General features: G+C 42.8%; 11 protein-coding genes, 5 tRNA genes and 1 pseudogene. 11 read left to right on the top strand and 6 right to left on the bottom strand.

Annotated features, from left to right (window positions below):
- Positions 1 to 2: 2 nt before the first annotated feature.
- A complete protein-coding gene (locus J4N37_RS24630) occupies positions 3 to 2,759 on the top strand; it encodes an NEW3 domain-containing protein (protein ID WP_231571998.1) in 2,757 nt (918 codons plus the stop codon).
- A gap of 81 nt (positions 2,760 to 2,840) precedes the next feature.
- Here the strand turns inward: J4N37_RS24630 and J4N37_RS24635 are convergent, their stop codons facing one another.
- Together J4N37_RS24635 and J4N37_RS24640 are read right to left on the bottom strand one after the other, a co-directional pair.
- Positions 2,841 to 3,623, bottom strand: a complete 783-nt coding sequence (locus tag J4N37_RS24635) for a DsbA family protein (RefSeq protein WP_045388874.1) — start codon at positions 3,621 to 3,623, stop codon at positions 2,841 to 2,843.
- A gap of 76 nt (positions 3,624 to 3,699) precedes the next feature.
- Positions 3,700 to 6,063, bottom strand: a complete 2,364-nt coding sequence (locus tag J4N37_RS24640) for a CLIPPER-2 domain-containing protein (RefSeq protein WP_252042684.1) — start codon at positions 6,061 to 6,063, stop codon at positions 3,700 to 3,702.
- Between the two features lie 596 nt (positions 6,064 to 6,659).
- Here J4N37_RS24640 and J4N37_RS24645 point away from each other — a divergent pair.
- The 4 genes from J4N37_RS24645 (at position 6,660) to J4N37_RS24660 (ending at position 9,165) form a co-directional block, all read left to right on the top strand.
- Positions 6,660 to 6,746: transfer RNA gene (locus J4N37_RS24645), tRNA-Leu, on the top strand.
- A 121-nt stretch (positions 6,747 to 6,867) separates the two neighbouring features.
- Positions 6,868 to 6,941: transfer RNA gene (locus J4N37_RS24650), tRNA-Cys, on the top strand.
- A gap of 317 nt (positions 6,942 to 7,258) precedes the next feature.
- Positions 7,259 to 8,782: an alpha-amylase gene (amyS, locus tag J4N37_RS24655; RefSeq protein WP_252042685.1), complete on the top strand. Its 1,524-nt coding sequence runs from the start codon at positions 7,259 to 7,261 to the stop codon at positions 8,780 to 8,782.
- Between the two features lie 137 nt (positions 8,783 to 8,919).
- A complete protein-coding gene (locus J4N37_RS24660) occupies positions 8,920 to 9,165 on the top strand; it encodes a hypothetical protein (protein WP_010451657.1) in 246 nt (81 codons plus the stop codon).
- Between the two features lie 81 nt (positions 9,166 to 9,246).
- On the opposite strand, the gene J4N37_RS24665 is transcribed toward J4N37_RS24660, so the two are convergent.
- Entirely contained in the window at positions 9,247 to 10,035 is a 789-nt protein-coding gene (locus tag J4N37_RS24665; protein WP_252042687.1) for a lipase family protein, read from the bottom strand.
- Between the two features lie 270 nt (positions 10,036 to 10,305).
- Here J4N37_RS24665 and J4N37_RS24670 point away from each other — a divergent pair, with 270 nt between their 5' ends.
- Positions 10,306 to 12,195, top strand: a complete 1,890-nt coding sequence (locus J4N37_RS24670; RefSeq protein WP_503048373.1) for a methyl-accepting chemotaxis protein — start codon at positions 10,306 to 10,308, stop codon at positions 12,193 to 12,195.
- 41 nt (positions 12,196 to 12,236) lie between these two features.
- On the opposite strand, the gene J4N37_RS24675 is transcribed toward J4N37_RS24670, so the two are convergent.
- Positions 12,237 to 13,175, bottom strand: a complete 939-nt coding sequence (locus J4N37_RS24675) for a CHAD domain-containing protein (RefSeq protein WP_252042688.1) — start codon at positions 13,173 to 13,175, stop codon at positions 12,237 to 12,239.
- Between the two features lie 847 nt (positions 13,176 to 14,022).
- Between J4N37_RS24675 and J4N37_RS24680 the strand changes: the two genes are divergently transcribed.
- Positions 14,023 to 15,864 (top strand): Ig-like domain-containing protein, encoded by a 1,842-nt coding sequence (locus J4N37_RS24680; RefSeq protein ID WP_252042689.1) that lies wholly within the window; start codon positions 14,023 to 14,025, stop codon positions 15,862 to 15,864.
- Positions 15,865 to 15,930: 66 nt separating this feature from the next.
- On the opposite strand, the gene J4N37_RS24685 is transcribed toward J4N37_RS24680, so the two are convergent.
- On the bottom strand, positions 15,931 to 17,184 hold the full coding sequence (locus J4N37_RS24685; protein WP_252042690.1) for a hypothetical protein: 1,254 nt from the start codon (positions 17,182 to 17,184) through the stop codon (positions 15,931 to 15,933).
- A 498-nt stretch (positions 17,185 to 17,682) separates the two neighbouring features.
- Here J4N37_RS24685 and J4N37_RS24690 point away from each other — a divergent pair.
- The 4 genes from J4N37_RS24690 to J4N37_RS24705 all read left to right on the top strand — a co-directional run bounded on the left by J4N37_RS24690 (position 17,683) and on the right by J4N37_RS24705 (position 20,464).
- Positions 17,683 to 17,769, top strand: a tRNA-Leu gene (locus tag J4N37_RS24690).
- Between the two features lie 119 nt (positions 17,770 to 17,888).
- Positions 17,889 to 17,962, top strand: a tRNA-Cys gene (locus J4N37_RS24695).
- 254 nt (positions 17,963 to 18,216) lie between these two features.
- Positions 18,217 to 19,998, top strand: a complete 1,782-nt coding sequence (locus J4N37_RS24700) for a nucleotidyl transferase family protein (protein WP_252042691.1) — start codon at positions 18,217 to 18,219, stop codon at positions 19,996 to 19,998.
- Between the two features lie 392 nt (positions 19,999 to 20,390).
- A tRNA-Cys gene (locus J4N37_RS24705) sits at positions 20,391 to 20,464 on the top strand.
- 199 nt (positions 20,465 to 20,663) lie between these two features.
- On the opposite strand, the pseudogene J4N37_RS24710 reads toward J4N37_RS24705, so the two are convergent.
- A pseudogene (locus J4N37_RS24710) lies at positions 20,664 to 21,856 on the bottom strand (ISL3 family transposase).
- Positions 21,857 to 21,938 lie beyond the last annotated feature (82 nt).

Consider the following 21,938-nt stretch of genomic DNA (forward strand, 5'->3'; position numbering starts at 1 on the left):
TAATGTTGCTCAAGTCGAGACAGGTAACTATTACCCAGTTGGCTGATATCGACCCGGTCCTTGCAGCAAAAGTCGCTTTTAACAACAAGCAGCGCAAGCTTATTCCATCAGAGCTTGAAGGCTTTGTTGAGCAAGAGCAGCAGTTAGAAGGCGCTTTGGAAGTGTTTTATGAAGATGACGATAAAATGCACTCCAGTCGGCTTCGTTATATCTTGAATTCTGGTAACACACGTACCGAAATCAAATTTCCCAATCATGCGTTCGCGAAGCGCTTAAAGGATGGCGTCAAAGTACGCGCTAACGGCCTCAGCATCAAGCAAGCGGGTAAGAAATTAGATGTATTAGCATTGAATGAGGAGCCATCTAATTTATTGGTTTTGGCCGATGGTAGTAACACGATTTCTACAGAAGGGATTGACTCGACACAAGTGACCGCGAGCTCTTTTGGTGAGCAGCGTACTTTGGTGATGTTATTGAACTTTCTGGATAACACGCAGACACCATGGTCAGTCGAAGAAGTGCGAGAGTTAGTATTTGGGCAGGTTAATGACTTTTATAAAGAAAACTCTGATAACCAAGTATGGCTAACGGGAGACGTGGTTGGTTACTATACCTTGCCCATGAATGCTACGTGCGATACTTGGGCAATTCACACTACCGCTGAAGATGTGGCTTTAGACAATGGCGTGAGTTTTGGTGATTATGCGCGAATTTTATATGTGTTCCCTGAAAACTCATCATGCGGATGGACTGGAAAAGGAACGGTTGGCGGCAATCCATCAAAAGCTTATGTGAATGGCTCTTTAACTCTGCGCACTGTTGGGCATGAACTTGGACACAACTTTGGCTTACATCATGCCAAAGATCTCGATTGTGGCTCTGACATTATTGGTGATCGATGTGCATCGGCAGAATATGGTGATGCGCTTGATATCATGGGTATGTCAGGCATTACTGGCCATTTTAATGCCTTTAGCAAGGAGCTCTTAGGCTGGATTAGTACAAACTCAGGAAACGTCGTTTCTGTTGAGACTGACGGCAGCTATTTACTTGAACCTGTTGAAACACCGCATAGTGGTGGTGCAAAAGGATTGAAAATTAGACGTGGCACAGATGAAGTAACAGGTAAACCATTGTGGTATTACCTTGAGTATCGCCAAGCGATTGGGTTTGATAGCTTTGTTGAAGGCAAATCGGGCATTACGGATGGGGTAATTTTTCACCTAGCGACAGAAGATGACCCACAAAGTAACTTGATGCTAGATATGATTCCAAATAGTGGTCTGAGAGATCTTGATGAATCCGCTCTGCTTGTCGGCCAAACGTATACTGATGTTCAAGCAGGCATTACCATTACAGCAGAGTGGGCAAATGCCAATGCAGCTAGCGTACATGTGACCTTTGATAATGAACAGTGTGTGCAAGCAAGCCCTTCAATTGATCTTGCATCCAGTCAAGTGGTGAGTGGCGTTGCTGGTTCTTCTGCCTCTTATAAGTTGAACGTGACGAACAACGATACGAATGCCTGCTCGTTAATGTCATTTAATGTGAGTGCGAATGTGCCATCTGGTTGGTCATCGACGCGTGAATCTTTGACACTGGCTTCGGGTGAGACTAAAGCGATAGAAATTCACGTAACGTCGAGTGATTCTGCGCAAGAAGGCAGTTATGACATGGTGCTGAAGGCGGAAAACAGCACTGATTCAGCATTGGCAACCAGTATCCCAGCGGTTTATCAAATTGAACCAAGTGTTCTGACGTGTGAGATGGCCAATCCAACGTTAACGCTAGTTGCAAACTCCGCGGCGGAGTTCGAGCCGGGAGAGACTGTTCACTACACTGCAACCATTACCAACAATGATAACCAAGCGTGTGAGTCAGCGAATTTTCAAATCAGTGCGAATGTGCCTGAAGGGTGGGTTACGACTAGTAGCGTTGCTTCACTTACGTCGGGTGAAACGACATCTATTAGCTTAAGTGTTACTTCTGACGTTTCGGCTGAAGCAGGAAGCTACGGTATTGATGCGATAGCAACCAACATGCTAGTCGCTAGTTATAATGCACGAGCGAGCAGTGTTTATAAAGTAGCTGACTTGGCGCCTGTATGTGAGCTAAACCCTGCATTGATGACGTTTTCTTCTTCGATTCAAGAGGGTAACGCCGGTGACACCTTGGTGTATTCCGCGACGTTGACGAGCCAAAATGGCTCTGAATGCGACCCTGTGTCGTACACTGTATCTGCAGATGTACCAAGCGGATGGAATAGTTCGACTCACCAACTTTCACTTGAGTCTGGACAGAAGGCGAGTGTTGAGTTGATGGTTACTTCTGCAGAGAATGCAACCGAGGGTGAGTATTCGATTCAAGTTCATGCGCTATCAACGGAAAGCGGTGAAGGCGCGGCTAATGGCGTTGTCGAATATCGCATCCTAGCGATCGCAAACTTATCTCCCATCGCTAACGATGACTCAGTCGTGTTGACGGCAAAAGAGGTGACCGAGATTGATGTACTTGCGAATGACAGTGATCCTGATGGAGACATACTGCAAGTCGTTGGCTTTACGCAAGGCTCGAAGGGATCAGTCAGTTTAAACAGTTCTGGGCGCTTAGTTTATTTACCGGCGAAGAAGTTTAAAGGGAGTGATAGCTTTAGCTACACCATATCTGATGGTCAAAATACAGCGACTGCAATAGTTTCCATTCAGCTAAGTAGCACGAGTGGGGGCGGTGGTAATAAGGGCAAAGGAAACAGTAAATAGAATCTGTTGATCTGCGCGATAGAGGAGGCAATAGCGAAAGTTATTGCCTCTTTTGGTTTATCTTAGCGCTAAGTTAAACGTCTATTTAGGTACTTTAAGAAGATCGTCAAACAGTGCGGAGAACACGCGATAATCTTGCGCTCCGACAACCAGTTGTGCGCCTACTAATTGACCATTTTCAATACGTCCGACAACAAAGCTTGGTGTACCACGGATACCAAGAGTGGATGCAAGAGCAATGTCGCTTTCAACATTTTTCGCCATTTGAGGGTCTTCAAGACACGCAGAGAATTTTTCGATATCCAGCTTTAAATCACTCGCGGTTTTTTGGTACAAAGCAGTATTTAAGTTGCGCATATTTGAAAATAGAGCGTGTCTCATTGGCCAATACTCACCTTGCTTAAAGCTACAATTGGCAGCAATTGCGGCACCTTTAGCTTGTGGATGGAATCCAAGTGGAAAGTCTCTTGTTAAATACTTAACCTTCCCTGAGTCGATGTAATTCTCTTTGATCTTTGCGAAGGTGTTGTCGGTGAAGCGTTTGCAGTAAGGGCATTGATAGTCAGAAAACTCGATGATCGCGATTGTCGCGTTGTCATCACCCATAGACGGAATGGTTCCATTGCCATCAAAGTCTTTTTGATCGGGTAACGTTCTGAATTTTGGTTTAGCCGCTTTGGCTGCATTTTCTTTAGCTAACTCAATGTCTGATTGAATACTTTCAACCTGCGCTTTCAAGTCTTTTACTTCTTGCCTCAATGCGGCTAACTCAGATTCAACACTTTCATCATTTGTTGGTTGGCATCCGACGACCAGAGGAATAGAAAGCAATAAAGTGTAAATTTGGTTTCTATACTTCGACATAGTGCTCCCCTTTGTATGGATTGAGTAAAAGGGGCAATGGTATTGCCCCTTTTGGAGTTGAGATAGAGTGTGAAATCTATTCAATAGTGTTTACTTCGATAGAAATAAAGTTGGTTAGATCATCACCTTCATCATCGGTTACGGTTGCTACGATTCCGTCTAGAGCACCTTGAGCTAGGAACGTTACAGGGTCGGTATTTTCAAGGCCTGGTCTTAGTTCAACGGTAAATGCACAGTTGTAAACGTTGTTACCAGAACCGCTGTACTCGAGTACTTGGCCAATGTTACAAGCAGGGTAGAACACACCGTCATAGGTGCCACCAAGTGTATTGAGAATGGTGAAGCCGCCTGAGCTTGCACCGTCAACAACATCGACGCCCAATAGAGTGAGTGAGGTCAATGTTACATTGTCGACTTCGGACGCATTGGTTAGCTCAACCACAACTAGGCCACTAACTGCAAACGCGAGGTCAGTATCTGGCGCGAGTGGATCGAAAGTAACGGTTGCATCATCCATCGCCATCACATTTAAGCCGTCCTCATCGGTACCATTAATGGTCGCGACGTTAACGTGACTGTCACCAGCATTACCTTGAACTTGTAGTGTGATCGTACAGCTCGCAGATTCGCCTGGTTCCAGTGAGAATCCAAGCAATGGGGTAGGAGCGATGTCACCGCCATTTTTCGTATCGACCATACAGTCATCCGTGAGAACGCCAAATGGGTTATCAGTCAGGCTGGAGAAGACCACGGTGTCGGATGTTGAAACACCATCAATAGTGTCTTTCACAGTGAATAAGAATGTGTAGTCAACATCTCGGAACAAGGTTGGGTTGTCACCCGTTTCAAACACTGATGTTGGATTGGCTGTTTTTTCTAGCGTGATCATAGAAGGTACATCCAATACCAAAATAGTGTGAGAATCCATGTCTGTCGCGGTGTCATTCTCGCTATCTCTCGCAGTTGCTGTCACAGTATTTGTGAAACTATCACCAGCATCGCCAGCAACATAGACACTTAAGGTACAGCTGTATGTTGCGCCAAATGCTATCGTAACAGGGTTATCAAGACAGTCACTCTCAGCCCCAAGAGCGCTCAGATCACCATAGATGGTGTCGACTAAGCTCACGAGTTCGATGGGAGAGTCAAATGTGCCAGAGTCGTTAGTCACGTCGAACGTAAATGTGACATTCTCTCCTGGCTCAAGTACTTCTTCTTTATCGGCTGATTTAACTACCGTAATTGCAGGTGGGACGTTAGTGATTTGTACCTGTCTCTCTACGCTACAATGTTCGCCTAGTGCTACTTGGCCTACACCTGCAGGGCAGGTCTCGCCATTAACAACAGGGTCACCGTTCTTATCCAGTAGCGTCACCTTGACCACATCTTTGTATAATTCTGGTGTCGGTATATCTGGGAGGTCAGTATCGACGACATAAACGCTGAATTGACAGCTGTAGGTTGCACTTGGACCTACCTCATACAAAGGTGTACCCATTGGACAGTTCGTTGATGTTAGATAAACACCATCAGACGCTCCAGGAGCAGTGGTTCCGCCCCAAAGGTCAAAGCTCACGTCATAAGTACCATCACCATCGATATCGATTTCATCGCTTATTGCACTAATGAATAGTGACGTTTGTGCATTAGGGTTAGTAAAGCTCACATCGAAGGTAAATTCACCACCTGGCTCTGGGCGTGAACTCGGTGTACCTTCAGATTTGATGATATCTGGTGGTGACGGTTTAATGAACACGTCAATATTAAAGGTGTCACAGTTACACTTCGATTTGGTGTTTGGAATCTGACCCGCATACGGATCTTCATCGATAGTACAGTTATCACGCTCCTGATTATCCCACGCCGCACAGTAGGTAAAGTCCGCACGGTTGTCACCATCGTCATCGGTACAAAGCATCGTGATGGTTTCATCAACCAGTGTATATTCATCTGGTCCCAACGCTTTAGTGATATCCCCACAGGCGTCCCCATCGATTTGAGCATCTGCAGTTTCGCCGCTACCTCCTGGTACAGGGAGGATCATACTACAGTTTCTAAATTCACCTTGAACAACCTGAGGACTTGCTTCAGTTAAAGGAAGATAAAAAGTGGTGTCATATCGTTCGTTGGCGTTAGTTCGTACGGTAACATCGGCTTGAAATGAAAAAGTTTCTCCGAGGCTACATTCTGCATTTGGATCCGTTGGAATGACTCTAGTAATTTCAACATCATTAGCGGTACAGTTTAAAGCATCTCGTGGTAACGAGTTTCCCGGCTCTTGCAAATATGCATCCGCCATACAGAGTTTTTCCGTTGGCGAGAGGTTATATGCCTCTGCTTGAGCTGGTGAATGAGTCGTTACACCATACAATGCTGCCGAGCCAACAAGGATGATACTCATCACCCTGTTGAGTCTGCTATGTATTAATCGTTCCATCATTGACCTTCTTTTTCTTCGAAAGTTTGAACAAGAGGGCTACATCAACGCGGATTACACCATTGTGTTTTGCTATAACTTGCGGCTTATCAGCGGCTTAATAACAGAGCCCTCATTCCTTGACCAAACAACCCGCTAGGTGACGCTAGTAAAGCTCACCTGAGAGGCTGCATATTGGTTGCACTTTTAAGGGCAAGAAATGAACCAAACCTTAAGTGATTGAAATTTATAACCAAATTAATAGCTTGTATCCAAAAAACTGTTAAGAGGTGTACACATTGTTCACCGATATGATGTGATTTTAAAAGAGAAGGAAAAAACTGATATTTATCTGTTACATAGCAGCGTTAAACACAGTGATCTTGTGGAGGAGAGGTTAACACGTAGGTTTACACAGTAAAGTACTGCGATTGAGTGATCTTAACGGTTGATATTTATGCGTTTAGAGCGTAAGTTGCCCGATAAGAGTGATTAATGTTCATTTGATTGATAAATATAAGATTTATTGTTGACCTAAAAATTTATTCCGTTAAAGTACGCCTCGTTCTCACGGCGAAGGTCGTTAGAGCAGGTGGTGTTGCCATCGCATTGATTGCGTTGCCCTGGTGGTGGAATTGGTAGACACAAGGGATTTAAAATCCCTCGACGTTCGCGTTGTGCCGGTTCAAGTCCGGCCCGGGGCACCATCCGCAAATTGAGTGCGTGGATTTAATAACCCGCCGTCGAGTTGACCGGCCGATTGTCGGACCATCAATTCCGGCTCGGGGCACCATCTCTCATTATTTTGAGAACAATAAAATTCGGTAAGGCGCCTTGGCAGAGTGGCTATGCAGCGGATTGCAAATCCGTGGACCTCGGTTCGATTCCGGGAGGCGCCTCCATTATTTCGAAAGCTCGTCACTATGACGGGCTTTCTTCGTTTTAGCGCAATGGAATTGACGCGCTTTAACACCTCTTTCTGCTGTTTACTTATTGTCTCCTCCCTTATTATTTGATCGGGATTCAACATTTGCACTCAATTAGTTATTGATTTTGTAAATGTTACACGTCTCAATAATTGTAGAGGGTGATTGGTGATAATTTCTCCACGAATGTAGTCCGAACTTTTTGTTGTACAACAGACGGTTAGTAGGATTTCTACTACCTGTCTTGCTGCTCTTTAAGTCCGGGCTTCGTCCTAAAACGTGAGAGAAAAATAATGAAAAAATTCAACCTTAATCCCACACTTTTACCTTTAACTTTGCTGCTCAGTTCGCCGGTAATGGCGGCTCAAAATGGAACTATGATGCAGTATTTCCATTGGTATGTACCCAATGACGGAGCTCTGTGGACGCAAGTAGAAAACAATGCGCCAGCACTAGCTGACAACGGCTTTACCGCGTTATGGCTACCACCTGCGTATAAAGGTGCTGGTGGCAGCAACGATGTAGGGTATGGTGTTTACGACATGTATGACTTAGGGGAGTTTGATCAACAAAGATCGGTTCGAACCAAGTACGGTACTAAAGATCAATATCTAGATGCCATCAAAGCTGCACATAAAAACAATATCCAAATTTATGGTGACGTGGTGTTTAACCACCGTGGTGGTGCAGATGGCAAGTCCTGGGTAGATACAAAACGTGTAGACTGGAACAGCCGTAATATCGAACTGGGTGATAAATGGATCGAAGCTTGGGTCGAGTTTACTTTTCCTGGTCGTAACGACAAATATTCAGACTTCCATTGGACTTGGTACCACTTTGATGGTGTCGATTGGGATGATGCAGGCCAAGAAAAGGCGATCTTCAAATTTAAAGGGGATGGTAAAGCATGGGATTGGGAAGTCAGCTCTGAAAAGGGCAACTATGACTACCTAATGTACGCAGATTTAGATATGGATCACCCAGAGGTTAAGCAAGAGCTTAAAGATTGGGGTGAATGGTACCTAAACATGACTGGTGTTGATGGCTTCCGAATGGACGCAGTCAAACACATCAAATACCAATACCTGCAAGAGTGGATCGAGTACTTACGTTGGAAAACGGGTAAAGAGCTATTTACGGTCGGTGAATACTGGAACTACGACGTCAACAATCTACACAATTTTATTACCAAGACTTCTGGTAGCATGTCACTGTTTGATGCTCCGTTACATATGAACTTCTATAACGCTTCACGCTCTGGTGGCAACTTCGATATGCGCCGAATCATGGATGGTACCTTAATGAAGGACAATCCGGTGAAAGCGGTAACATTGGTTGAGAACCACGATACACAACCTCTACAAGCATTAGAGTCTCCAGTCGATTGGTGGTTCAAACCGCTCGCTTATGCGTTCATCTTATTACGTGAAGAAGGTTACCCATCCGTTTTCTACGCCGATTACTATGGCGCGCAATACAGTGACAAAGGGCACGACATCAATATGGCTAAGGTGCCTTACATTGAAGAGCTAGTTAAAGCTCGTAAAGATTACGCCTATGGTAAACAACACTCTTACCTAGATCATTGGGATGTGATTGGTTGGACGCGCGAAGGAGACGCAGAACATCCGAACTCAATGGCTGTCATTATGAGTGATGGCCCTGGTGGAACGAAATGGATGTACACGGGCTCACCAAGTACTCGCTATGTTGATAAGCTTGGAATTCGTACGGAAGAAGTTTGGACTGACGCAAATGGTTGGGCTGAGTTCCCGGTAAACGGTGGCTCGGTTTCTGTGTGGGTGAGCGTTAAATAACGCTTGAGACTGAATTACAGTTGTGACCAATTTCGAAAATAGTTCGCATTTAATCAATGTCTTGTTTGATATTCATAAAACAAATGCGTAACTTTATACCTGAGCATTATCGATAGGCAGATTAAGGAAAGGAATCTATGGCTGACGTTTTGATTGTTGCGATTGTATTTGGTGCAATATTTGGTGGTGGTATCGTTAAGCTGATTCTCAATCATCGTAAAGAAGTAAGAGCGCTTGAGATTTCCGAGCGCAACCAGATGAGTCAAGAAGAGCGAGATGGTTTGAACAAGCAAGTTGCTGAGCTCAAACAGCGTGTTGAAGTATTAGAGCGCATCGTTACCGACAACAAGTACCAACTTGATAAAGAAATTGCTTCCTTGTAATTCTTACTAAGACAAAAAGAGCCAGCTCAATGCTGGCTCTTTTCGTTTCTGCTCCTCGTGCCAATGAAGTGTCATACTGGACTACCGCTCATCAAAAAAGTCTTTGTTACGAATATACTTGCTCATTAGGTGATAGGAGAAAGGGCGAATCAACCAACTCACCAACGAGCGCCCTAAACGTATTAATGTTGGTGTGTTCTCGTAAATTCTCCCGTTATAGAGCCAAAGCAATTTACCCACATGCCAATAGAGGAACGGTATTGGTGGCATAAAAGTAACAATATCGATGTCGCAGCAGATCCGATAGGTTTTGTGCCCCAAACGATAGTGATTTTTGAACATCCAATCGCCAATAGCGGGCTGTCCAAATGTCACCACTCGTTTAATGCTTTTTGGATACTTACGTTCGATGTAATCGGCAAACACACTTCCAATAGCCCCTCCTGAAGAGTGCCCAGTAATGGTTATTCGCTTGCCTTGCAGTATTAGTGGCACAACCGTGGCTTCTAGTCGCTCAATGACGCTTAAACCGAGACGGTCTTCATTTCGTGACGGTTGGCTTTCTTGAAACAACAAATGGTAAAAACCTGCATGAATGCGATAGGGAAGTCCCAAGCGTTTGCAACTACGAGTCCACATGGCAAAGTTCAATAACCAATCAGTAATGCTGTGCGAACCTTTTATTACTACAACTACTTCTGTGCTCTTTTTACTCCACAAAACTCGGATCATGGTTTTGCCAAACTGGTTTTTAATGATTCGCTGTCCATTAGGGTCAAACCCATAGCGGGTCTGCTTAAACACTCTAGGGTAAGCGAGATTGCACAGTACAGCGTAGCGTTCGTATTGGTATCGTTTTAGAGGTTTCACTTAAGACTTCTTTGTTTGTGTCAATGACAAACTCTAAGACTGAAATATTAAAAAGATATGACTGTGAGTAAATTTTAACCACTTTAAGGTGTTGGCTAATGCATGATTAAACAGGTTGGTATGCTCATAAGCGATTGTAATTGAACGCAAATCACAAACCAGTGAACTATATGTAATTGATTGAATTGATATGGGGTTTATATCGCTGAAAATCAGTTGCATAGATGAGAGGATTATCTTTTGTCAGTGGTTTTATAAGAGGTTCTATTTATGCAATTAAGTCTAAAGAGAAAAATGGTTTTCTCTGTGGTTTTGGCAATTGCAATCACATCTGCGATTCTTCTTTTCATCGGTTATAAGACTTTTCAAGGAAACAGTTGGCAAGCGATAGAAAGTGAAAGTCGCAATATCTTGCAAGCGAATGCGAAAGGTATTGGCGATTGGTTCTATGACAAAAAGCAGGCTGTCCATGGCTTGAAGCAGCAGATCCAACTTGATCCATCATTGGACATTGTTCCTCATTTACGCCAGACCCTAGTCTCTGGCGGATTTGGCCTTAGTTATTACGGAAACAAGCAAGGGGAGATGTTTCGCCATGACCCATCATTAAATAAAGCGGGATACGATCCAAGAGCTCGTGGTTGGTACAAACAAACATTGGCGGAGAACAAAGCAATCACAACTAAGCCATATGTTAGTGTCACCATGCAAACCTTGGTCGTAACGCTTACTGACCCTGTTATGGAAGGTGGTCAAATCATTGGTGTTGCAGCGTCCAATTTAGCGTTGGATAAGCTTATTCAGGACGTATTGGCGATTGAAGTCCCAGGTGATGGTCACGCTATTCTGATAGATCGTCAAGGTACGGTCGTAGCCCACAAAAACAAAGACTTTATTTTGAAACAAGTCTCTGAGATTGCACCTGAGCTAAATATTGATAGCCTAAATCAAGCGTCACAAAATCTTGGTACAATCTTCACTACCGTTGATGGTAAAGACAAAGTTGTGATGGCAGAGCCAATCAAAAATACGGATTGGTTACTCGTGATTGAAATGGACAAAAGCGTGTTAGAGCAACCTTTGTTTGACATGCTGAGTAGCCAAATTACAACAGGGCTGATTGTACTAATCGTCATGGCGATTGCGACATCTTGGTTCGTTGCGCGTCAGTTAGTAGAGCTTGGTCGTGTAAGTGAGGCTCTGGCTGATATTGCTGAAGGCGAGGGAGATTTAACTCGTCGATTGGAGGTCACTAGCCAAGATGAAGTTGGTCAATTAGCTGAGAAGTTTAACGTATTTGTGGATCGCTTACGTCAAATGATGAAAAACGTCAGCGAGGTTTCGACGGCGATGACACAAGGCGCCGATCGTGCCAACGTAAGTGCAACGAAGCGTAATGAAAGCGTAAGTAGGCAGCAAGATGAGATCACAATGGTCGCCACGGCGGTGACAGAAATGGCGACGGCCACGGCTGAAATTGCATCCAATGCGGATAATACGGCGAAGAGTGCAAGCCATTCAGTAGAGTTGAGTGATCAGGGCTTCAAACAAATGGAGAAAAGCCAAGCATCAATCAACGAACTGGCGAATGAACTGACTAGTGCGGTCTCAATTATTAGCGAGCTTGAAGAGCACGGTAATCAGATTGCAACCATTCTGGCGACAATCCGAGAAATTGCTGAGCAAACCAATTTACTGGCATTAAATGCTGCTATCGAAGCCGCTCGCGCGGGTGAGCAGGGACGAGGCTTTGCTGTGGTGGCAGATGAAGTTCGTGTGTTGTCTCAACGTACACATGCTTCAACAGAAGAGATTGAAGATAAGATCAAACGTTTGCAACAAGCGACAGACGGAGCTGTTAAGGTGATGACACAAAGTCATGATATGGCGAAAACCAGTGTTCACGATGTTGATTTAGCTGGTGAGAGTTTGTCACAAATCCGTGATGCTATTCAGATGATCAGCGATATGGCGACGCAGATAGCGTCTGCGGCAGAAGAACAATCGTTGGTGACTGCGGAAATTAACGCCAATACCGAGTCAGTTCGTGAAGTAAGCGAAGTGATGGCAAGTGATGCGACAGAGGCCGTTGGACAAGCGCAACAACTAAACCATTTAGCTAATAACTTAAAGTCAGAGCTATCGCGTTTTAAGTTGTAATTTCAGTTGTTCACGATAAGCCGAGATCGGTTGATCTCGGCTTATTTGTTTTTATAAACGGACAAGAAGTCGACTGATTCCACCCGTTTTCTAAACTGTTTTAGTACATCCAAAGCGCTCGCTCTTTGTTGAGAGCGAAGCACTTTTTTTTGTGTTATCAAGGAACGTATCGTTTGTTTGCCTTTTTTGCCGAGATCATATTTGGATTTGAGGCTAGATAGAAACGCAATTTGGGTTACGCTGTCGTTAAAGTCGCCCAAGCGATTCTGCATAAGCTTCAATTGATGAATGTTCTGGTTGTGTGCTTTCTTTGGATACAGGTTGGTGAAAAAGTCTAGTAAGTAACGCAGCTTTTTACATTCTATGCGTAGTTTATGAATGTCGTCGTCAGAGCTTTGTGTTCCAAGTTTGCGGCTTAACTGATAGATTTTGCCCGCATGTAGCGAAATCTTCTGATTGGCATATTCTAAAGTCCCCATTTCTGTTTCAAGACTTTCATGCACGCTTGCTCTTTGCAGGCTATTTTCAATGATTACACATGTTTTCCTATAGCAATCTGTCTCGAGCCAATCTGAGACTCGTTTTTGCTCTACCTCCCTAGAATGCTGTATATGATCGAATATAGATGTTAGTGCGCCTTGATACTTGAGTTGTTTGTCTAAGTAAGACGATTTTTCGGCAACAAAGACATCTAAATCACGTAAGTAATTGGTTTGCTTCATCATTATTCTGAGGTTGTAGGCTAATAAGCGACGTTCAAAAGCAGGCAGTACATCTTTTAACAGTTGGCTAAGAGAGCGGATTCGACGCAATGTTACCCTGTATTGATGATTAAACTCTACATTCTCACCAGCTTTAACCCCTTGCTCTAGCTGACGGGCGTAACTGAATTCATGAGAGAAAAAGCGGGGTAGGATAAAAGTTAAATCCGATTCTGTGTGCAAAATCAATTCAAAAGCTGGTTTTTGACTAACGCTCATGTTCAGTTCTCCCTGTGTATACTCGGGCATCTCGAGGTTACTTGGGTATAGGTGTAATTAATTTTAGAATATTGCTCTCACTATCCCCATTGCTGCTGATAAAAATTTAAGTTTTAAACGCTAACATAATGTTTTTATGGGCTTACATTTAGGTAATATTAAATCTGTGCCATAATAATCTTGTTTATATTATTTCAATTTCATAACAAGTAAAGTAAAGTGAATTTATTTTTCGGCATCGGCATGATTTGCAAAGCGTTATTTAAAAACTATCAAAATTGATAACTAGGTTGGTTGAAATTTAATCTATTAGTTTGCTAGTATCGCATTCACAACGAATTACAGTCATTCTAATAAATGGATATAAAGTGGTGGAATAAGTCAGTTTTTCTAGGCGATTCGAACTAGAAACCTACCTTTGTGATTACAGGCGTATTCCCAAGTCGAGCGGGGCTTGGTGTGTATCAGTGCATCCCGTAGTATCGGAATGTCCGGTCTTTTTGCGTGTTGAATACCTTAAATCACCCAAGCACAGTCTATTTTGGGGCTAATGAAACCTCGCGTCTGTTACGCGATGAATTCTGTACTCGTATATTTATTTGACGACTTAAATTTATCGTGGGTGGACGAAATCTAATAGATGTAATTATATAAACTCTACAACAATCATTATTCTAATTAGAATGGTGTTCTAAATTATATTGACGTTAAAAATCAAAGCGTCATTTTTAATTGTGATTATTGATCTTCATTACTTTCTTTTCTTGAAAGGAGATGAATGCTGTCGGTAATTTAAAGTTGCATTCTGTCTTTATATATTTAAAAGGCTAAATTTGAGGTTAATAAATTGAATTTATTCAACTTTACCAATGTCTTAAGTTTTGTTTCAGGCTTAGCGCTGAGAGCAAAAGGAAAAGTTGCAGTTTCTGTTGCTGCACTAATTAGTATCTCTACATTTTCGGCGTTCGCAGGTGATATGCTGCCTACGAAAGGTGAACAAAAAACATTGGTTCTACTGGTTAACTTCCAAGAAAACCCAAACGAGCAACCTATTAGCATCGCTCAAGCCGAGAGTCTTGTATTCGGTGAAATAAACAATTTCTACCGTGAAGCATCTTTTGAACAAACTTGGTTATCTGGTGAGGTGGCAGGTTGGTTCACTTTACCGCTTTCAAATCAGGTTTGTGACTTTACAGCTGTGCAAAATGCTGCTGATGATAAAGCGGTGGCGGCTGGCGTTCCTTTGGCGAACTACGACCGCATTATTTACCTCATGACAAAAACAGCATGTGGTGTCGCTGGCTCTGCAACCCTACAAGGTATACCTTCAAGAGCTCACATTAACGGAGATTTTTCCGCAACCAACATTACGCATGAGCTTGGACACAACTTTGGCTTGCATCACTCTCGCGCTTTAGATTGTGGTGATGAAACCTTGGGTAGCCAATGTGAAATTCGTGAATATGGTGACACCTATGATGTCATGGGTGGCCCTGATATCGGGTACTTCAACACATTCCAACGAGAGCAGTTAGGATGGTTAGATGGTGAGCATTCAAGCAAGACAGTTGAAGTAACACAAGACGGTAACTATTCAATCGCAAATTATGAGGTGCAAAGTGATCAGCCGATTACACTAAAAGTGCCTCGTGGTTTAGATTCAACGACAGGAATGATGCGTTGGTTCTACATTGAATATCGCCAGTCTGTAGGTTTTGATGATTTTCTTGATGATCGCTCGTACTCTTTCTACCGTGGTGATGTGACGGATGGCATCATTATCCGCAGTGCGACTGATGGTGATGCACGTAGCAGCAACCTTCTTCATTTTAAAACAGATTCTGAGTACAAGGCTGTATTTGGTCGAAATGATTGGTTTGATCCAGCAATGCCTGTAGGTGGAACATACACTGACCCGGATTCAGGTGTCACCATGACTTTGAATAGTGCTGCAAATGGCATGGCTGAAGTGAACATTCATTTCGGAAATCCAGGCAATGGTGGTGATGACAAGGTTTGTACTACCCATATGCCAATACTCAAAGCAACAGCAACAACAGACAGTTCTGTTTATGCTGGAGAAAGTGTGCAGTATCAAGTCGCTGTCACTAACCAAGATAGTGCAGATTGTGCGAATACGACGTTTTCCGTGAACGCGACTGTACCAAGTGGGTGGCAAGCTACAAATGGACAATTAACCTTAGCTCCGGGGGAGTCTGGCCAATTGCAATTGACTGTGACTTCAGCGAGTAACGCAGCTACAAAAGACTATTCGATCGGCATGACCGCTTTGCATAGCCAAGACTCTAGTGCTAGTGCGACAGGAACAGTGACTTACACTGTGATTGAAGAGGTTGGAACAATTCCCGAGTTAAGCGCCGTTAACGATAGCGTTGTGCTAACACAAAAGCAGCCAGTAACCATTGATGTACTTGGCAACGATGTGATTGATGAGGAAACGAAGGCTTCTATTGTTTCATACACTAGCCCAAGTAAGGGTCGAGTTGAATTATTGTCTGATGGAACCTTCCGTTACACGCCAGAAAAGCGATTTAAAAATACGGACAGCTTCAGCTACACCATAAGCGACGGTCAAAGTAGCTCCACCGCATGGGTTAGTATCACTTTGCAAGAGTCATCAGATGGTGGTGGCAACGGATCTAAGCCAGGTAAAGGCAACAATAAGTAACTCAGTTAAAATGCCCGGCATATGATATGTCGGGCATTTATTCTTTTGGCTTACCAGCCTCAGTCTTTATTCAGGACATTGAACAGGTTCTGGGCAAGTTGGGCATAGAGTACATTCAGCATAGGCAGTCATTGCTTGTACTGTTGCACCAAAGACGGTTTCACCAATAGCATCCACCGTGTCAGCAAATGGCGGAACATCTCCACCCGCAAGAGGCAGTCCATCAGCTTCTCCCGGTACGGGTTCATAGTTGCCTGAGAAGTCTTCACAGTCTCCCGGTGCCAGTGTACCGATAAGGATAGGATCAGAGTCTTTGTTATCAATTACAACAACGTCATTTATGGTAATTTCCGATGTATTACAAACACTACCATTGTAATTGACTTCTAGACCGTACTCATGAATACCTGTGTTTGCAAAGCGGTTCACGACAATTACGTTACACTCTTTTTGAAGTGTTAACGCGCCAGGAATGTTTTGATTTGGACATTCCCAATCGGCATTGTCTGAAACTGCAACCTCTCCACCACCAGCAAGTGCTGCCGTTACTTCAGCGTAGTTGGTTATACCATTCTGAGCGACTCTAAAGGTGCCGTTAAATGTTTGATAGTCGCCAACGGCAAGCGTCGCAAGTTCAAACATATGAACACCGTTATCAAGGTCTTCTTCAACGGCAGTGGTGTCGGTTGCTTTAATATCGTAAAGAGGCAACTGACCAGTATTTTCGACTTTCAGCTCGTAGTCATATTGTAAGGAGTCGCCGTTAACAATGTTGTTAAACGTACAGACTTTAGTGATTTTGATTTCAGGTTTACCAGGGGTGTAACAAAACGAGATGTGGCTTAAACCATAATAATTATCACCTCGACGCACAGGGGAATGCAATCCGGTATCGCTATTAACTAAAATGCCATCTGAGAAATACTCATACAAGTTACCGGTTGGGCCACCTTTCACAAAGATGCCTTGAATGATGACTGGACTTGAACCTTGATCCCAAGAAAACGTTTTGGCCCCTTCTTGTACCGATATTGCAACTTCTAGTTCACCGTCAGAATAGACACCATCTGCAACAGGTTCTATTTTGAATTCTTCGAGGTCTGGTATTCCATAGAAGTCAGCACAGGTAGGATTACCGTTGTATTGAACTGGTTGAACGCCTTGACCTGAAGGAGGACCGGCTTCGGCTCGGACGTTATGCGATGCTAAAAACGCACAACAGACCAAAAGCGAAGTGAGTAACTTGATCAGTTTTGTGTTCAGAGAACTGGTACAACTGAAGTCCATATTGTACCAGCGCGTATTGTTTGTTTCTTTCATAAAACCTCCGGCGGGTATAGAGCGAGCTATACAACCGCATCGTTGTTCTTTCAGAAATAAGTTCGATACTGCACCGGAGTCATAGCATAGAGTGTTCCATGTATAAGTGGTTGTTTTTGTGGGGCTAATTATTTGGGGTGTGTTTGCCTTTGCACAGTTTGTCTACCCAAGGCTGAAGGGATCTATTTGACAGGAGTACTAAGTACTTGAATAAAAACAATTAAATCGAGGGCTTGTGCGGGTGTTCACTGAGTGAACAAAGTGTAACTGACTCTGGACAGAGCGTGTGTTACGGCTTCACACAGTACCAAACAGAAGTAGATGGATAAATGTTATACCGATTGTATGAATAGCGATCATGCTGGGTTGCTTTTTAAGCATATGAATAAAAAAGATAAAATAAACGGTTGACCTAAAAATTCATTGCGTTAAAGTACGCCTCGTTCTCGCGGCAAAGGTCGTTAGAGCAGATGGTGTTACCATCGCATTGATTGCGTTGCCCTGGTGGTGGAATTGGTAGACACAAGGGATTTAAAATCCCTCGACGTTCGCGTTGTGCCGGTTCAAGTCCGGCCCGGGGCACCATCAGCTATTTTAGTGTTTGGATTGAAAATCCTTCCGTCTAGTTGACCGGCCGAGTGTCGGACCATCAATTCCGGTCGGGGCACCATTCCTCATTATATGAGAACAATAAAATTCGGTAAGGCGCCTTGGCAGAGTGGCTATGCAGCGGATTGCAAATCCGTGGACCTCGGTTCGATTCCGGGAGGCGCCTCCATTCGAATATATAGAATTATTAAGCCTCGTCAGTGATGACGGGGCTTTTTTCGTCTAAGCGACTTAAAAGTATATTGCAGTACTGAGCCTCATAGCACATAGGTTAGCAGAGTAGTCTTTACCTACTGAATGGTGAAACTATACATAGATGTATTGGTTTGTAGTGTCATTATTACAAAACGATACATTAATTTTGTTGCATATAATGTATAATGCTGTTTTGACATACATTATCTGTAATTATTAGTAGTAAAAATGAACATCATTGACTTTTCAGCGAGACTGAGAATCTTAAAATATCGATCCTTAGATTTAATCACTTCAAAAAACACCATCCGACGAAATACTAAGCTAGCGAGTTTGTATAGCAGATTAGGAGACTATACAAACTCAGTTAAGCATGCTGAAGCAGTGTATAAGTCAGGTTCAAGAGCTGATTACTACTACATTTTAAAAAATTTACACATCTTAAGTAATGCCACTCGGCCTGTCGATATCGCTGATGACCCAACCCCGATTCCTGATGATATAGTCTCCCTAATTGGTGCATTAGACTCTAACATTTGTGATTTTGATAAAATAAAATTCATTCAGGATTATGTGTTAAGTAAAGGAGCGATTCCTTGCCTTATTGGTATTTCAGGAAAGGGTAAACGGCTAAAAAACAAAACTATAGAAGAAAAAGAGCTAATATCCAATCCTGATCTATATACTAAAGGTAGATATAAGTGGGGGGAAAGTGATAGAGTCCCTAGCTACATTAAATACGTGTATAGAAATTACAATGATATAAAAATATCCGATCTATTTAACTCATTTTCCCCCGTCGTAAAATCGACCAAAGTTGTATTGCGAGATTTTGAAAACCCATGCGTTTCAGTGCAAGGCGGTAGTAGAGTGACGACTTCTCAGCCAAGATCTTTCAATCGCCGTGTATTGGTGTTTGGTACTTCAACGACATTTTCTATTGGCTCTAGAGATGAAGATTCGATAACCAGTATAATTCAAAGAGAACTGAATAAAAGTTATAGCGATATCAAGGTTGAGAACTATGGAGTTCAGGGAATGCGGTTGATTCTTGCAATTAATAACTTAGTGCAAACAGACATAAAAGAAAACGATATTGTTGTGTTTTTTGACTATGACGAGTTTAATAGGGCTAAAAATGAATATATTTTTAATATTGATCTAAATAAATTAGATAGAGGTCGAGATTTTTTTATTGATTTGACAAAACACCAATGTCATTTTTCTCCAAGTGGAAACTCAATACTAGCTAAGTCTATTGTCAATGAAATTATACCGAGTATGATAAACCGAGATGTAGCTAATTATCGAGAGCCTTGTCATAAGATGCTTCAAGTTCTAGATAACTTAAAATACTGCTTATATAGACACACAGCTCAGTCGTTAGAGTCATGCGAAATGAAGAGTTATCTTTCATTATTAGAAAAGCATGTACCAAAAGAAGGCACAAAGGTAGGTAGTGTTGCGGTCAATTGTAACCCGATAACGCTAGGACATTTACACCTATTAGAGTATGCGGCGGGAGATGTTGATGAGTTATTCGTATTTGTAATTGAAGAAGATAAATCCTTTTTCAAATTTGAAGATCGCTTGAAGTTAGTCTGCGAAGCTACAAATCATCTTGAGAATGTGACTGTTCTTAGGGGAGGCCGGTTCATTTGTACAGAGTTGACGTATCCAGATTACTTTGAAAAAGATACTAAAGAAGCTAAAGCAGATGCGTCAATGGAAGCTTGGTTCTTTTGTGAGTATATTGCAAAGAAACTTAATATTGGCAAAATATTTCTAGGCGATGAACCCAATTGTATGATTACAAAGCAGTACAATGACAAGATGCAAGAATTACTACCAGGCTATGGTATAGAAGTTGAAATAATCGATCGTATATCCACAGGTGGGCAGGTGATAAGTGCTTCGAAAGTAAGGGCTTATTTGAAGGAGCAAGATTTTCAATCGATTAAACCAATTGTTCCTGAGGCTACATATCGCTTCTTAAAGGCAAACTTTTAAATGTAATTGGGCCCGATTTGATAGAGCTCTTAGTGCTTGAGAACAATAAAATTCGGTAAGGCGCCTCCATTCGAATATATAGAATTATTAGGCCCCGTCAGTGATGACGGGGCTTTTTGCATTTGTTAGTTTGTTTTTCACACGACAGCACGGCAGATTTTTAGTGGTCGTAATCGTTATTGGCGGGAGAGTTGAAGCTTAGTGGTTTGACAAAGTGCTAAAGGCATACGGAGCTTGTATGCAAAGTCGCCATCTTGATGGTCTTTTTAGCTAACGTTCTTTTTTAACAAATTAATCTTTGACTAAACGAAATAAATCATTAAAGTACACGCCTGTTCTAGGGGGAAGTCCCGAGACAACTTTTCAAATGTTTCTCTACGAAACTCAAAGATGGCGCCTTGGCAGAGTGGCTATGCAGCGGATTGCAAATCCGTGGACCTCGGTTCGATTCCGGGAGGCGCCTCCATCTATATTTTCCATTTTATTCACCAACTGAACTGTCGCTACGTATCAAGCAATGACTTTGTTTCACCCTTAATTTTGTTGCATCGATGGCCCCAAAACAACCGCATTCAAAACCGAGCAGTTCTTTGCTTTTGCGTTATTACTATGTCTCTAGCTAGGCAATAGATATAGGAATGTTTTCTAAAGGCAAAAAAGAAGGTTCATCGCGGCTTTCCGGGGAAAGCCGCTTTTATCTTTAAGAAGAAGTAATCAGTATCTCGATAGCCATATCCCATCCGCTTGATTAACTTTATCTTGTTATTTATCCCTTCAAGCGTACAGGTATTCAGCGGATAGCTTGCTGAAGCAGTGATCCCATGAAGGTATGGACGGAGTTTTCGAGCGAACTCTTTGAGCGGCTTAATTCCACTCTCATTCACTTGTTCCAACCATACCTGCCACAAGTTTTTAGCCTGAAGTTCAGAGCCGCAACGCCACAGTTCCTTTAATTGCGCACCCAGTAAGTAGGTTGTCATTAAGTCCCGATTCATATTCAATATTTCAGTGAGGTAGCTTTCCTGTTGTGTATTTAAATTATCCCTATTTTTCAATAACACCCAGCGCGAACGCTTGACCCATTGCCTTGCTTTTTTATCCTGCTTTAGTTTATTGGCTTGGTCGACTCTGACTCTATCCATCACTTCACGACCGAACTTAGCAACAACGTGGAAACAAGTCAAACGACACGGGCATTTGGGCAATGCTCTTGGACTTCAAGGTCAAAAGCCGTATTCATATCCATTGCTACTGCTTCGATATTTTTGCCATGCTCACTTAGCAGTTCAAAGAACGGTCGAATATCCTTGCGGCCGACCTAGCCTATCCAGATAACCTGATGACTTTTCGCATCTGCAATGACTGTCGCGTAACGGTGCCCTTTAAAAATGGCAAACTCAAGAGTTGCCTCCCCCCATTCCCTTGCTTTTTTACCCCATTGTGGTACTACTTGTTGAAGCCGACGTTTATCTATCTCTTTGATTGTGTGCCAATGAACGCCTGTCACTTGGGCTATATGTTTAATTGGTAGCAGGGGCAACAACTGCTCTATATAGCTTCGTAGGCGGTTAGTGATACGAGCATAAGGTTCCAACCAAGATAGTCGTTCTGTTTTAATGCCACAGTGACTGCACTTGATGCGTCGGGTTTGAACGGATAGTTCAACGGGAACTCCTAGCAGTGTGGCTTCCTTCACGTTACGCCATTGATACTCATGTATGGCTTGAGCTTTAAGCCCGCACGAACACCTAGCGATAGAATTAGGTTTGAGAGTGAGCTTTATTAATGATGCAGTCTGATGAGACTTTACTATATGAAAGCCTTCCCAGAATGAAGATAGGAAAGTATGATTCGACATGAAAACGGTAGTTTGTGTAGGTTTTGTTTGGCGATAAAACTCTATCACTTACTACCGTTTTTGTTTTCAGTTCCCGCTTATC

It is taken from the genome of Vibrio sp. SCSIO 43153 (assembly GCF_023716625.1).
GTDB lineage: Bacteria > Pseudomonadota > Gammaproteobacteria > Enterobacterales > Vibrionaceae > Vibrio > Vibrio rotiferianus.